This window comes from Chryseobacterium sp. FH2 (genome assembly GCF_001045455.1).
Taxonomy (GTDB): domain Bacteria; phylum Bacteroidota; class Bacteroidia; order Flavobacteriales; family Weeksellaceae; genus Chryseobacterium.
In genome coordinates this window covers 213,502-225,540 of record NZ_LFNE01000006.1, presented here as the reverse complement: position 1 = coordinate 225,540, position 12,039 = coordinate 213,502, and the positions used below count along the sequence as shown (strand labels likewise).

Below are 12,039 nucleotides of genomic sequence, written 5' to 3'. Positions count from 1 at the left end.
TCGTGGTCTGCCGTTTTTTGGATAAGCTCTACCGTATATCCGTTTTTGGCGAGGAAATCCTTTCCGTCGAGCTGGAGCAGGCAGTATACGATGGGATTAGTGGGGTCGTTCAGCCAGTATTCAAAAGGTTTGGACGTGCCGAAAGCGGCATCAAGGTCAAGATCGTTGTCGTTATTTTCCATGTTTCATTTGTTTTTTTTAATTTGAATTTTAACGATGCAGAAAAGGTTCTACCATTTTAATAAAAGCAATTCTTGGTTTATAAAGTCATAAAAACGAAGTTGCCCAGGAAGAAAAAATGTGTTTTCCAGCAGTTCTCTCAAATCACCTTCTTCCAGCATACAGCCTATCCCGCCATTATCAAGGTTAACAGAATCTCCCGGTTTTTCCAAAGGAAATATTGGTGCTGTAAGCTCACACCTCCTCTCCGGTCTTTTATTGGTCAGGATATTTTTTCCGTCTTGGTATATGATCCGGTTGGTTTCAAAATAATGTATAAACAGTTTATCAGCAAAATGGTTATTTATGCATATCTGATTACCTACATAAGCCTGAATATTGATCTCTTCTCCTATATAAAGACGTTGTAATCCCGGATAAAATGTCCATTCATACAGTTTTTCTATCTCCATTGCTTTTCGTGGACAGAGCCGTTTACATGCAGTTTTTTGGCAATGAGTTTCATCTCTATTTGCAGGGGCTGATCGTTATTGGCATTAAAATACTCAGCAAACTCTATACAGTAAGCCTTCTCAAAATTCACTTCCTGAAGCTTGCTCATCGCATCCCTTCGGTAGAAAATGATCTTTCCGTTCTTTACCAGACTATGATCAAGCATCCATGTTAAAAGTTCGGGGTTTCCTGTGCTTTCGATCTTAATGATAATGTCTCCGCCCAAAGGTATACCATCCGGTTTCCCGGACTCATTAACCGGCTGGACAAATTTGTATGTACACTCTAATATATTATAAGTGTTGCCGTCTAATTCTAATTTGGATAAAAATGACATATTTGATTAATTGTTTGTTAATGGTTGATGATTGACTGTCAGTATCCGATATTTAATAAAATATTTCATTTATCTTCATATCTCATATTGATGGAATCCCGAATCTAAATTCCCGATTCCTCAGCTCTTGTTTCATTCCGAAAAAGACAAAAAATGGGCAATGCCATATTGCCCATTCTTATTAATTTTACATAGAGCCCGGCCACTCATTTTCAAACGCCCCACTTCCCATTTCTATCTTTCTTGCAGATATCGTAAAGACTTCGGTAAGCGGATTATCTCCTATGGAGTCAAATTTTTCTTTGTGTTTTACAAGATAGGCTTCTGTGAATTTCAATTCTTTCAGTGTTGCTTCGCTGTCTCTTTTGAAATATACCACACTTCCGTCTTTTCTCTCAAACGAGTTGGTCATCCATTCGAACAGATCCGTTGCTCCTGTTCCCTCCACAGTAACATCTATTTTACCCCCTCGGGAAACTGTTGATGGTCTTCCTGTAGCATCTGTTTCCTGAAACAGACCATAGCTTACATTAAGGACATTATATTCTTTGCCTGCTACTTTTAGTTTTGCTTTAAATGACATAATTAATTGGTTTTAAATTGTTGATTTGTATATGAATTTGTGTTAAAAAAAGGTAAAAAAAAAAGACATGCCGCCCATAAGAATCCCTCCTATAAGATTTTCATCGAATAATTGAATATTGGTAGTTGTGTTTTTGCACGAGAAAAAGATTCTGGTGGATCTTACAGAAAAGCAGGTTCTTTTTATTTAGATGGGATTATTGTGCCCAGTCATTGATATGCTTGGCATTGCCCAGCTCAATTTCTTTTGCTGAAAGCACAAACGACTCTGTAAGCGGATTTTCTCCCTTAGCATCAAAATCCTCTGTGTATTTCACAATGTAAGCTTCCTTGAATTTCAGTTCTTTAAGGGTAGCGTCGCTGTCTCTTTTTACAAAAGTAATGCTCCCATCCTTTCTCTCAAATGAATTGGTCATCCACTCAAAAAGATCAGTTTCTCCTGTCCCTTCAACTGTTAAATGAATTTTACCGCCTCTTGCAATGGAAGATGGTCTTCCTGTCGGGTCAGTTTGCTGTAACATTCCGAATTCTACAGCTAAGATGTTGCGTTCTTTACCGGCAACTTTGAATTTTGCTTTAAATGACATAATAAATATATTTAGGTTTAACTATCTAACAACTACCAAAAATGGAAATATATGTATCCTAATAATGTGTTCAGGTATATTTTTAAAAGAACCAATAATGGACTATATTTTTATCAAATATATAAACTTATATTATGTAAAAAAAATAAATTTAAAACAATTTTTTAAATATTTTATTATGTTAAATATAAAATTATACAAAAATAATTGAATTAATAATAAAAATTATATCTATTCAATAAAATAAATAAAAATATAAAATTATAGATATTAAGTTATTTTTAACCAATTAATATTTATAATTTATTTATATTATCATTTATATAATAATAACATTTTACAGGTAATTATTAAATCACAAAAAAATATTTCTTAGAAATATTTTTTTGTGATACATCATCAGGAGCAAAATAATGAAACAAAAAAGCGTGGAAAGAAAACTTTCCACGCTCACAAACACAAATGATGAAAAATTTAGGAAATACAATAATTTTAAAAAATATTGCAGAACACTCTCTTTTACTTTCCTAACTCCTGTATCACTATTCCTGATCTTTATTTCTGTTCGTATTCCGTTTCCCACTCATTCCCATCATCGCCTTTATGCCCATCCATTTTGATAAGGAAATTTTTGGCCGGGAAATACGGTTTCATATGAATATCCAAGTGAATTCGGTCTTTCTGAACAGGGTCTTGTTCAAATTTTCTGATCTCAAAATTCTCAATCAATTTTCCTGGCCCCGTGATCGCATCCAGAAAACGCACAATCTGGTTCATAATTTCCTTTCGGGTAACAGCTGTAAAGTTTTCAAATGCTCTTCTGTTTAAGAAATCCATCAGTACTTTGGTTACATAATCAAAAACCCTTACTACAGAATACGTTTGCAGCCCTAAATTATCTCCATTGAATAATGTTTTTCCTGAGAAAGCCATTACTTTTCCGTACTCATTAACCATTGGGATTAATCCTAAGTTTTCAAGATTGGCAATCTCACTTTTCTTCAGATCGAATTTCACGCCTTCCACTTCATTGATGCCCCCAAACTTCTTACCTGCTGTCACCTGAGACATTAAAGTTTTATATACTTTTCCTGCCAATGCACCTGAAGGCGGAATGAACAAATCATCCAACTCGTCGATTTCTTCAAATCTCCCTCTTCCTACCAGCCAGTTGCAGGTCATCAGCACGTTCGACCTGTAAATTTCTCCACCCGTCAGATAGGCCTGATCAAACATTTCCATCACATCATCCGGCTCGTCCAGATGTTCAAAATCGGTAACCAGCATTACTTTATTTTCATGTGCAATTTTTGCCCATTTTTCCACTACCGTATTAGAACCCAGATATCCCGGAATAACTAAAAGTCCATAATTATTTTTAAGATCCAGCCTGTCATAATTATCAGAAAGCTCAGCATGGATGGTATCGATGAAACGGGTATTGTCCAAATCTTTCAATTGCTCCAAATCAGCGTTGACTACAGTCACATTTTTTACTTTGTCTGATTCTGTATTTTTGTAGAACATGGCGATCGTTCTGTAATTACCCTCTAGTTCTCTGGTAGCATCCACCGCTTTTGATAAATTCTTGGAAAGCAGCTCCTCCGCTGCTTTTCTCTGATCTTCGCAATTTGCCACCATATCAGTCAATGAATCACTTTTGCTGATAACGTTTGCCCAAAGTTCTAGTGTTTTTCTTAAGGTTTCCCTTTCTTTTTCTTTACCTTTTTCGGTAAGAAAAATTTTTCTTCTTGCTTTTCTGTCAGGATTGATATTTTGTACGTTTTCAATGGACGTTTCCAACAAATCAAACCCACCGTAACGTGCCAGTTTTTCTATTGATTTATCTAAACTGCCTTGTACTTTTGTTTGTTCCAAAACAGGGGCTTCTGCCGCTTGCTGTACTTCTTGTTGTTTATTGTTTGACATAAAATTTGTGCTTTTCGGTTATTTGTTTTCTTCTAATTCTTTTATTAATGACTGCAGAGTATCGTATAAAGCTTTTTTTGCATCAGGATCTTCTAAAGCTGCCTTCAGAATCTTGTTGGTCTTTAGTTGCTTTACAATTTTCTGGTACTGATCTTTCTCCGTTTCCAGCCCGGTCAGGAAGTTGCTTTGCCCTGTTATACCTTTGGTTCCGAAATCTCCAAGATTTTTGAATTTCAGGTTCTCCATTTTGATAGCGCCATTGGCATCTTCAAAATCAACTTTGATTTCCGGCTTGTAGTGTTCAAATACTTTTTCCACCGTGGTAAGCCCTTCTACCAGTTCCGGTTTTACGGGATCTTCAGCAGTAAGCTTTTGCGCGATAATTGTTCTGTTCTGAGGAATTTCCGAAATAGCCTCATTGGTGTCTAATGGTACTTCATTACCACCGATTCCTTTGTTTGATAGCATAGTAATATGATTTTAAATTAATTTGTTAATTGTTTCAGCTAGCTTTCAAAGATGATCTCGTATTTTTCCAATGGTTTTGTCCAGGCTTTGATACAGCTCCGGTTTTGCAGGGGATTGCAGCGATTTCATCAATGTGTTTTTTGTTTTCTCTATAAAAATAAAAAAATCTTCTTGTTATACAATAGGTTATGTATTATTTCTCAAATAATCTGTACGGATAAATATTAGCTGATGCATTTTTTAGTTTCAGCAAAAAACTTTCACATACATACTCCCATTCGGAAGGATTGATATTTTCTGTTTGTTCTTTATTTTTTACAAGGAATATATCAATCGTCCTGCTGAATCCTCCTTTTAAAGAGACTTCTTTTTTAGTTCCTTTCTGCACTTCAATTCCTGTAATCAGATTTTTGAAATGGTTCATCCCAAATGCCCTGATATCTGCAATAGTGACAATTCTTCCTCTGGTAAGAAGTGCATTCCGGTATTCTAAAATTTTATCCTGAGAAGAGAGCTTTTTCCGCCCTCCATAGGAAGCATACAGCATCACTGCGTTATTGTCCAATAATCCATTTCCGCCTTCCAAGGTGAATACCGTACCAGGTTTTAGGTTATTCCCATGCTCTGCAGCCGTTGACCAATAGGAAATGGTACAACGAACATCCGCATCAGGAACAGCGGAAGAAACAATAAGGTATGGATTACTCGTTTGGGTATAGCTTTTTTCTTTAGCCGTTTGATGCAATGAAGCCACATTTTGATTAATATGTCTTAAAGTATCTTTTGCAGTATCTGCACCAATGCCGGCAAAAGCGGCCGTTTCATCTTTAATGAGTGCTAAAAGATATTGCAGCAGCTCCGATGCGCTCCTTTGGTCAAAACGGGAAACGCCTCCTTTTCGCAATAAGGCAGTCATTCCTTCAGTCTCTGTTTCATAATTTTTAATATCCAGTCTTTTTCCGTGGTCATCAGATATATAATCCAGATCCAGAAAATCATCCTCTCCGGGTATAGGGATAATATTCAATCGTCCTTTTATCCTGCGGACTATCTTTGTATTCCTGATATTAATAGCCGGAATGCAGTTGAGTGCAATGCGGACATTCTGCAGTATATCGGGAACGATAGCTTCAGAAAATTTGAACTTAAGCCATATAATATCATCATTCTCTCCGATTGTATGTCCTGGGAAATGAGAAGTAAAAAGAACCTCATTCTGTGTTTTATCATTAAACCCAAACTTCCCTTTAAGCGTGAAAAAATTAGAGAAATAATATTGGTTTACGTCATTATATATATGTTCCAGATCAGAATAGTTTTTAGTAATAATGTTTTGAAGACTGATGTTTTCCTGATCAACATTATACCCTTCTTTCAGTAAATATTCTTTTTCACCAAAATAAACTTTTACCTGTTTCAGGTAATAAAAGAATATTTCTTTCTGATAGGTATTGCTGATGTCGATAAAAAACATAAGATCTTCCAGATCCTCTTTGTTCGGAGAATGGATACCTACCCACAACTCACCCGAAGGAAGATGCTTTTCTGCTTTTCCTATTGCAGCATCGAAGAAAAAACTTTCCAGATTGGTAAGGGTATTCCCATAGGCAATATATTTTACACTCCCGGTCGTAAGTCCTGCTTCGATGGACGGACTGAAAAACAGATCTTTTGTAATGGTTTCAGTAGGGTTATAAATACTATGCTGTTTTATAATCGTTTTAAAATGATTGTATAACGATATCCTGGTATTATTCTCTAAAGGTGAAACCTGCAGCAGCGTTCTGGAAGGCAGCACTCCTGACACTTCTTCAGGAAACATCACTTCCAAAACCCGCTCTATAATCCTGGAACGGGAATTTTCCAGCTCAAAATCGAGCTTCTCCAGCTCAGCGGCACAAGCTGAGAGTAATAAGCTGACAATGGGGTCAAAAGAAGCTTCGGCTTCCAGCTCATTATATCCCCACATTCTGGCGGCTCTTCTTAATATGCGGTCTTTTATACGGTCTTGGTTCATACTCTGATTTTAATTAATACGAAAGGGGTCCTACAAAAAATGAGTTATTAAATATAAAAGGCCGGTTAGTTTCCAGTATAAGCCCTTTTATCAATATGGCCACCTTCTTTTTCATTCTCCTCTTTCCTAATGTTCCTAAATTGTGATCATTTACGGAAACTTCCACATCTTCCAGTCTAATCCTTTTTTCGTGCATCGCAACAGATGTCTTCAACGTTTCTGCAATCATTTCTTTCAGGATATTATCGCTTTTCATTAAATCAAAATCCATTTCCCAAATCTCTGTTCCATAGGTTTCATCATATTTACATTCTCCTAAAGATGTAGTAGCAATAAGAAATATATGCTGGCTGATAGAGGCATCTAAGGATATTTTATCGGCATCCTTTTTTTCTATCAGGTTTTCAAAATCAAACGGTATTTTATAATAAGCTCCTTTCATTGGTGTTGATTCTTAAAATTTAAAAGTGGGAAAACTTCATATGTAAATAATGGTTCACAATCTAATTTTTTTTCGTTATTATTTATAGCTATTCTTTTTTTGATAACCAATTCAATATCTTCATATATAATATTTTGGTTAATTTGAAATTCTCCGTATTTGCAAAAATTTGTGCTATCTTGGATTGAATAAGAATTTGTATAATTTTCTGAATGAAAATCTTTAATTCTATTATATTTGACTAGGAATTTTGTCTCCATATTCTTATCTAATAAAAGCATATAAGGAATAAATTTATTCTTATCAACATTGATAGTTATATTGTATGTTTGATTTTTTATTTTCATAATTGACTGACCATAACTTAGAAGTATAAATAATCCTATACTTTCTTTTTTGGAATAGTATAATAAATTAACTTTTGTGGTTAATCCTCTTTTTTTGGTAATGCGAGAATCAAAAATAAACTTATCTATGGGATATAATACTTTAAGATTTTCATCTTCATAAATATTAATTGTATCTTTATTTTCTTTCAAATTAATTTTAAATGATAATGAATTTATAGAAATCATATTCATTTGAGAAAATAAATATGAACTATATATCAAAAATATAATCAGAAAATATTTTTTATAATGTCTTGACTCCATATTTTGTAATTTTGATATTACTTAATCTTCTTACAATTTTACCATTCTGATATTGCCTCCAACCTTCGTGACTGTTTTTGGCTGAGGTTTGATTATAACTAACAAAGTTTGTAAATGGTATATATTCTTTCCCTTTGGACCCCGTATAAAAAATACTTGAAAAATCTTTATTTATAAAAACATCAATAGAATTAATAAGGGTAGTAATGCCAATTCCCAAATCATCATATCTTGCAGAAAAACATCCTGCAATAATTAAATTTTTGCCTATTTCAACTGACTTTGAAATTTCTATAAAATCTTCAATATCTTCAATATTTTTTCGAGAAAGAACATTTTTGTTTTTTATATATTGAACAATGTTACCTCCCAGAATACCACCTTCTCCAGCACTAAACCCAGATGTCGGATAGGATTTAAATCCATTTATCCCCATTCCTGTTGAATCAGATATCCCATTACCTTCATCATCGTATATATAGCAATCACTTAAAAGTCCGTGAGCATTTATATAAAGGTTTTGAACTTTACTTTTGTTTAAATATTGGGATAATTTATTTTTTGCATCTTTCAAACTCGATACGTCAATTATGTGCCAGCCATTTTGCTCAAATTCTTTATCTAAAAAATTTCCGACTTCTTTATCTAATCTTAAAAAATTTAAAATAACATTTGGTTGACGAGGCGGTAATATTTCAAGCGTTACATCTTGGAAACCAGTATCCCCATCTATCTCTGCAATATAAAAAACTCTCCCCGGCATTTTATTGATTTTTTTCAGTTTCTTCTATTTCAACAACTCCCTTTAATTCGGCAAACCCATTTTCATTTACCACACCTGTAAATATGATTTCTACTTTTCCTGTTTTAATTTCTCTTTCATTTTTTTCTCTCATTTTCAATGTGATTGTTTCACCATTATTATAATTTTTGGTTTGTAACACAAGACTTACTTTATCACCAATATGTGCAGAATTTATTTTATGCTCTAAATTTGAATCCATCCAAATAACATCTGTAATCTTTTTTTCATTAGAAGTAGGTGTATAATTATTATATACAACACCACCATTCATTCCTTGTATAACTACTTTTTTATTAGAGCTCAAGGTTAGATTTCCCGTTGTTGCTGTAATTGTAATTTTATCTGCTATTTCCGTTATAGAACCTGCAATAACAGTATAAGTTCCTTTTACTGTTATATTCATATTCTTTGCCTGTTTTATTATTGCCATGATATTTTATAAAAGTGTATTATCTTTTCTCATTTACAAATAAATCAGCTTTTTAATATTTCCTTTATCGTCATATTCAAAATTCTTAGGTACTTTCTTCCTTTTGATAACATGCAGCTCCACTTTCGGAGTGAGTTTCAGGAATTTTTCACGAAAGAGAATATCCCCAATAAAGCTTTTGCCGTGATCCTTATCTACAACAATGAAATACTGTCCTATATGCTTGGGCTTTTCAAACCCGTTAATATCTCCGGCATAGAGTATAATCTTCTGCCCGCTTCCCTCCAGCTCATAGGTAAGTGTATCTACCGAGAATATCCTGTGTTTTGAAATGTCAAACTTTTCGATACTTTCCAGCTGTGGCTCAAAAGCAATATTTTCATATAGAAAAGTAGTTTTGTCAAATTTTTTAAATCCGAAAAACGACAGGAAACTTTTCTTGGTTTTAGCAGTTACAAAACTGAGAGTATCCCTTGTAACCTGATAAGCTTCTGTCTCACCGGTCTTGTCATCAGTTACCGTCATCTTATAAGTAGGAACTTCTACTTCTTTTTCTCCTATTTTCAGATAGATGCTTCCCGCTTCCTGATCCGATATCACAAGGGTAATAGTATATTTTCGCAGTCCCGAATCGGTGCGTACCACCACACCTTCTCCCCCGTTTCCGTCGTAAAAAGGAGAACCGGGGTCATTGGTTATGCCGAGATTAAGGTTAAGCTCAGGAAGTGGACTCATATTGGTTGGTAATTAAGGTTGTTAGTTGATAATATTGGGCTCTTCTCTTTTTTCCCTTTTATTGTCTTTTTTTACTTTCACTTCATCAGATTTTTTAATCTTATATCCCGATAAACAATCAATATAATGGTAAATATCCTGATTCTGTACTTCGTTGACATACATTTCGTAATTCTTTTTGTAAGTATAAATTTTAATCAGAGTAATCTCATTTTCTCTCATTTTCTGAATTTCTTTTTTCTTTAATTGTTTAGCAAAGAAAGCATCACAATTCAATGGATATTCGTTTTTGAAAGTAATAACTTCGCCCGATTTAAAATAAACATCTACATTTTTGTCTTTTTTGATGCAAACATTATCCTCCAAAATTCTCAGATACAAATACAGCTTATTTTTTCTCTTCCCCAGCTGAAAAGTAGTATACGTCAATTCTTTATTATTTACCCTAAGCTCAACAGGCGGAGTACTGGCGAAAAAATATTTGTCCAGTTTTTGTTTTGTCTGGGTAATTCCACAGTCAAAATGAGCAAATTCCGCAGAATCAGCTGTTTTTTCCTGAGCATACCCAAATACTGCAATAAACAGTAAACAAAAGAATATGTTTTTCTGCAATTTCATAACATTTCTTATTGTGCCTGGTACAATTGTTTGCAGACATTCAGATCAATCTTCATTTTATCATATTCTTCTTTCAATGTCTTATTGATGGTACTTAAGCTATCCATTAATACCTGATTCCCTGAAAGCTGCTTTACCTGCTTTTTGGTATCGATCAAATCTTTATAGGTCATGATGATATTATTATACATGTTTTTATTCTTTAGGGTATCCTTCGGAAGCTGCTTGTACATATCTGCCAAAATGGAAAGTGCCAGCTTTTCATTGAAAAAGTCATTCTGTCTCGGCATACCAATTGAATCTACTGCAACTTTAACTTTTTCCAACTGAAAGGAGAATTTGCTCTGGGTTTCCATTTCTTTTTTCATTTTTGCGTTTTCCGTTTTCAGCAAGCTATTCTCCTTAAACGGAAAATAAGCATTAAAAAAAACAGCCGTCACCAAAACCGTAACTGTGATTAAGAAAAAAAGCACAAAAAACCAATAAGCACTCCTCCGTTGACTTTTATTTAAAACTTCCATACATACATTTTAAATTATAATTTTTAGATTTTGATTTTGTTAAAGCGCCGGCTATACCTACTGCTTATAACTTTTAAGACTAATCTGCCAGAAAAGTCCTGCTTCTTTTAGCATGAATAACAGCGTCCCTTTCGTCGGTATTTTCTGAAACGAAAATACTTCCATCCCGTTTCTTGCCTATATAATCCAGCCTGCTCAATATAGAATACAGGTCCTCCAATGTCTTCATAAATTTTTTGATTTTAGCAATAACCACATCCATCTGGTTATGATTGTAATCGGTATTGATGGTTTCAGAAAAGACAATCTCGAAATCTCCCTGGCTTATATTACACCATTCCGAAAAATAATTTAACAGCTCCTCTTTTCCTGCTCCGGACCGGGCATCAATAAAATTCTTTATCACCCTTGCCAAAGCTACTACTGATACTAACATTCCGGCAGGTGGCGTATGCGGGGACATCCATCGGAATCTGTTGATTTCCATTCCTAAATAATTCAGTGTCTTATCCGCCATCAGCTCCATCATTAATGCCAGGGCACTACTTTGCTTTTTGCCATATATCTTTTGTGATATCTGGGTAGCATACAGTTCGATCTGCCCATAAAATTTATCTATTTCTGTATAAAGCTCCTGAAGTTTTTTGTGACTTGACACACTCATAGAAGGAGGAATATAGTTTTCATCAATTCTCGATTCCCCCGAATTGACCAGTATTTTCCCGATTGTCAGGTAATTTGTTCCAAATCCAACAGTATTTTTCAGTTCATCTTCCGGAATCAGGGTAAGGGCATATTCAGGGAGGGTATAAGGGTATCTCGGTGGATTTTCCTCAGGATCGGGCTCTCCGCATGGCATTCTTTTAAAGGGATTAACAGAAATACACGCCAGTAAAACTGCATTTTCATTTTCCTTTAGTTCCCTGGCAGTTTCCGGATAAGGGATGGAAAGACTCAGACTTTCTGATGCTCCAATTTCAATCCTGGAACCGTTGGGTGTTATAGCGTGGCATTCTTCTACTTTTATTCTTAACAGCTTATGATTGTCAATGATCAGATTGATCTTGACAGGGTCCTGTACCGGAAGGAGACCATAATCGATCATCGAGGTATGGACACCTACAGCATCCCGTACAGAATCATTAACATAATTCTGCACAGCAGTAAAATGGGTTTTATTGATCTTCATCCCGTCTATCCAGTTCACGGGAAAATGGCTTAATTTTTCTATCATTTGTTTATA

At 34.6% G+C, this 12,039-nt stretch carries 16 protein-coding genes; all 16 read right to left on the bottom strand.

Going from position 1 to position 12,039, the window contains the following annotated elements:
* Positions 1-182: hypothetical protein (locus ACM39_RS11650; RefSeq protein ID WP_048511218.1), on the bottom strand; the 182-nt coding region annotated here is incomplete at its 3' end.
* Between the two features lie 48 nt (positions 183-230).
* On the bottom strand, positions 231-632 hold the full coding sequence (locus tag ACM39_RS11645; protein WP_048511217.1) for a hypothetical protein: 402 nt from the start codon (positions 630-632) through the stop codon (positions 231-233).
* A complete protein-coding gene (gene tssD, locus ACM39_RS11640; RefSeq protein ID WP_048511216.1) occupies positions 623-1,009 on the bottom strand; it encodes a type VI secretion system tube protein TssD in 387 nt (128 codons plus the stop codon). The genes ACM39_RS11645 and tssD (ACM39_RS11640) overlap by 10 nt, the downstream gene beginning before the upstream one ends.
* A gap of 187 nt (positions 1,010-1,196) precedes the next feature.
* Positions 1,197-1,592 carry a type VI secretion system tube protein TssD gene (gene tssD / locus ACM39_RS11635; RefSeq protein WP_048511215.1) on the bottom strand — a complete coding sequence of 132 codons (396 nt, stop codon included), beginning with the start codon at positions 1,590-1,592 and terminating at the stop codon, positions 1,197-1,199.
* A 196-nt stretch (positions 1,593-1,788) separates the two neighbouring features.
* The gene (tssD, locus tag ACM39_RS11630) at positions 1,789-2,178 is read right to left on the bottom strand and encodes a type VI secretion system tube protein TssD (RefSeq protein WP_048511214.1); all 390 of its coding nucleotides are present in this window, start codon (positions 2,176-2,178) and stop codon (positions 1,789-1,791) included.
* A 555-nt stretch (positions 2,179-2,733) separates the two neighbouring features.
* Positions 2,734-4,107 carry a DUF5458 family protein gene (locus ACM39_RS11625; RefSeq protein ID WP_048511213.1) on the bottom strand — a complete coding sequence of 458 codons (1,374 nt, stop codon included), beginning with the start codon at positions 4,105-4,107 and terminating at the stop codon, positions 2,734-2,736.
* 18 nt (positions 4,108-4,125) lie between these two features.
* Positions 4,126-4,575, bottom strand: a complete 450-nt coding sequence (locus tag ACM39_RS11620; protein ID WP_048511212.1) for a hypothetical protein — start codon at positions 4,573-4,575, stop codon at positions 4,126-4,128.
* 193 nt (positions 4,576-4,768) lie between these two features.
* Positions 4,769-6,592 (bottom strand): type VI secretion system baseplate subunit TssF, encoded by a 1,824-nt coding sequence (locus ACM39_RS11615; protein ID WP_048511211.1) that lies wholly within the window; start codon positions 6,590-6,592, stop codon positions 4,769-4,771.
* A 13-nt stretch (positions 6,593-6,605) separates the two neighbouring features.
* Positions 6,606-7,034: a GPW/gp25 family protein gene (locus tag ACM39_RS11610; protein WP_048511210.1), complete on the bottom strand. Its 429-nt coding sequence runs from the start codon at positions 7,032-7,034 to the stop codon at positions 6,606-6,608.
* Positions 7,031-7,687: a hypothetical protein gene (locus ACM39_RS11605; protein ID WP_131701451.1), complete on the bottom strand. Its 657-nt coding sequence runs from the start codon at positions 7,685-7,687 to the stop codon at positions 7,031-7,033. The genes ACM39_RS11610 and ACM39_RS11605 overlap by 4 nt, the downstream gene beginning before the upstream one ends.
* Entirely contained in the window at positions 7,668-8,450 is a 783-nt protein-coding gene (locus tag ACM39_RS11600) for a hypothetical protein (protein ID WP_048511208.1), read from the bottom strand. Before ACM39_RS11600 ends, ACM39_RS11605 begins: the two co-directional genes overlap by 20 nt.
* A gap of 1 nt (position 8,451) precedes the next feature.
* Complete coding sequence (locus ACM39_RS11595; protein ID WP_048511207.1) at positions 8,452-8,922, bottom strand: hypothetical protein; 471 nt, start codon at positions 8,920-8,922, stop codon at positions 8,452-8,454.
* Between the two features lie 33 nt (positions 8,923-8,955).
* Positions 8,956-9,657 (bottom strand): hypothetical protein, encoded by a 702-nt coding sequence (locus tag ACM39_RS11590; protein ID WP_048511206.1) that lies wholly within the window; start codon positions 9,655-9,657, stop codon positions 8,956-8,958.
* Positions 9,658-9,678: 21 nt separating this feature from the next.
* On the bottom strand, positions 9,679-10,275 hold the full coding sequence (locus ACM39_RS11585) for a hypothetical protein (RefSeq protein ID WP_048511205.1): 597 nt from the start codon (positions 10,273-10,275) through the stop codon (positions 9,679-9,681).
* An 8-nt stretch (positions 10,276-10,283) separates the two neighbouring features.
* Positions 10,284-10,796, bottom strand: coding sequence for a type VI secretion system TssO (tssO, locus tag ACM39_RS11580; protein ID WP_048511204.1), 513 nt, complete (start codon positions 10,794-10,796; stop codon positions 10,284-10,286).
* Positions 10,797-10,875: 79 nt separating this feature from the next.
* Entirely contained in the window at positions 10,876-12,030 is a 1,155-nt protein-coding gene (locus ACM39_RS11575; RefSeq protein ID WP_048511203.1) for a hypothetical protein, read from the bottom strand.
* Positions 12,031-12,039 lie beyond the last annotated feature (9 nt).

What these genes read in the sequence shown, in the direction of transcription:
- ACM39_RS11625 (WP_048511213.1), bottom strand. Translation starts at nt 4,107, where the DNA reads ATGTCAAACAATAAACAACAAGAAGTACAGCAAGCGGCAGAAGCCCCT.
- ACM39_RS11605 (WP_131701451.1), bottom strand. Translation starts at nt 7,687, where the DNA reads ATGGAGTCAAGACATTATAAAAAATATTTTCTGATTATATTTTTGATA.
- tssD (WP_048511214.1), bottom strand. Translation starts at nt 2,178, where the DNA reads ATGTCATTTAAAGCAAAATTCAAAGTTGCCGGTAAAGAACGCAACATC.
- ACM39_RS11600 (WP_048511208.1), bottom strand. Translation starts at nt 8,450, where the DNA reads ATGCCGGGGAGAGTTTTTTATATTGCAGAGATAGATGGGGATACTGGT.
- tssO (WP_048511204.1), bottom strand. Translation starts at nt 10,796, where the DNA reads ATGGAAGTTTTAAATAAAAGTCAACGGAGGAGTGCTTATTGGTTTTTT.
- ACM39_RS11645 (WP_048511217.1), bottom strand. Translation starts at nt 632, where the DNA reads ATGGAGATAGAAAAACTGTATGAATGGACATTTTATCCGGGATTACAA.
- tssD (WP_048511215.1), bottom strand. Translation starts at nt 1,592, where the DNA reads ATGTCATTTAAAGCAAAACTAAAAGTAGCAGGCAAAGAATATAATGTC.
- ACM39_RS11610 (WP_048511210.1), bottom strand. Translation starts at nt 7,034, where the DNA reads ATGAAAGGAGCTTATTATAAAATACCGTTTGATTTTGAAAACCTGATA.
- ACM39_RS11615 (WP_048511211.1), bottom strand. Translation starts at nt 6,592, where the DNA reads ATGAACCAAGACCGTATAAAAGACCGCATATTAAGAAGAGCCGCCAGA.
- ACM39_RS11595 (WP_048511207.1), bottom strand. Translation starts at nt 8,922, where the DNA reads ATGGCAATAATAAAACAGGCAAAGAATATGAATATAACAGTAAAAGGA.
- tssD (WP_048511216.1), bottom strand. Translation starts at nt 1,009, where the DNA reads ATGTCATTTTTATCCAAATTAGAATTAGACGGCAACACTTATAATATA.
- ACM39_RS11620 (WP_048511212.1), bottom strand. Translation starts at nt 4,575, where the DNA reads ATGCTATCAAACAAAGGAATCGGTGGTAATGAAGTACCATTAGACACC.
- ACM39_RS11575 (WP_048511203.1), bottom strand. Translation starts at nt 12,030, where the DNA reads ATGATAGAAAAATTAAGCCATTTTCCCGTGAACTGGATAGACGGGATG.
- ACM39_RS11590 (WP_048511206.1), bottom strand. Translation starts at nt 9,657, where the DNA reads ATGAGTCCACTTCCTGAGCTTAACCTTAATCTCGGCATAACCAATGAC.
- ACM39_RS11585 (WP_048511205.1), bottom strand. Translation starts at nt 10,275, where the DNA reads ATGAAATTGCAGAAAAACATATTCTTTTGTTTACTGTTTATTGCAGTA.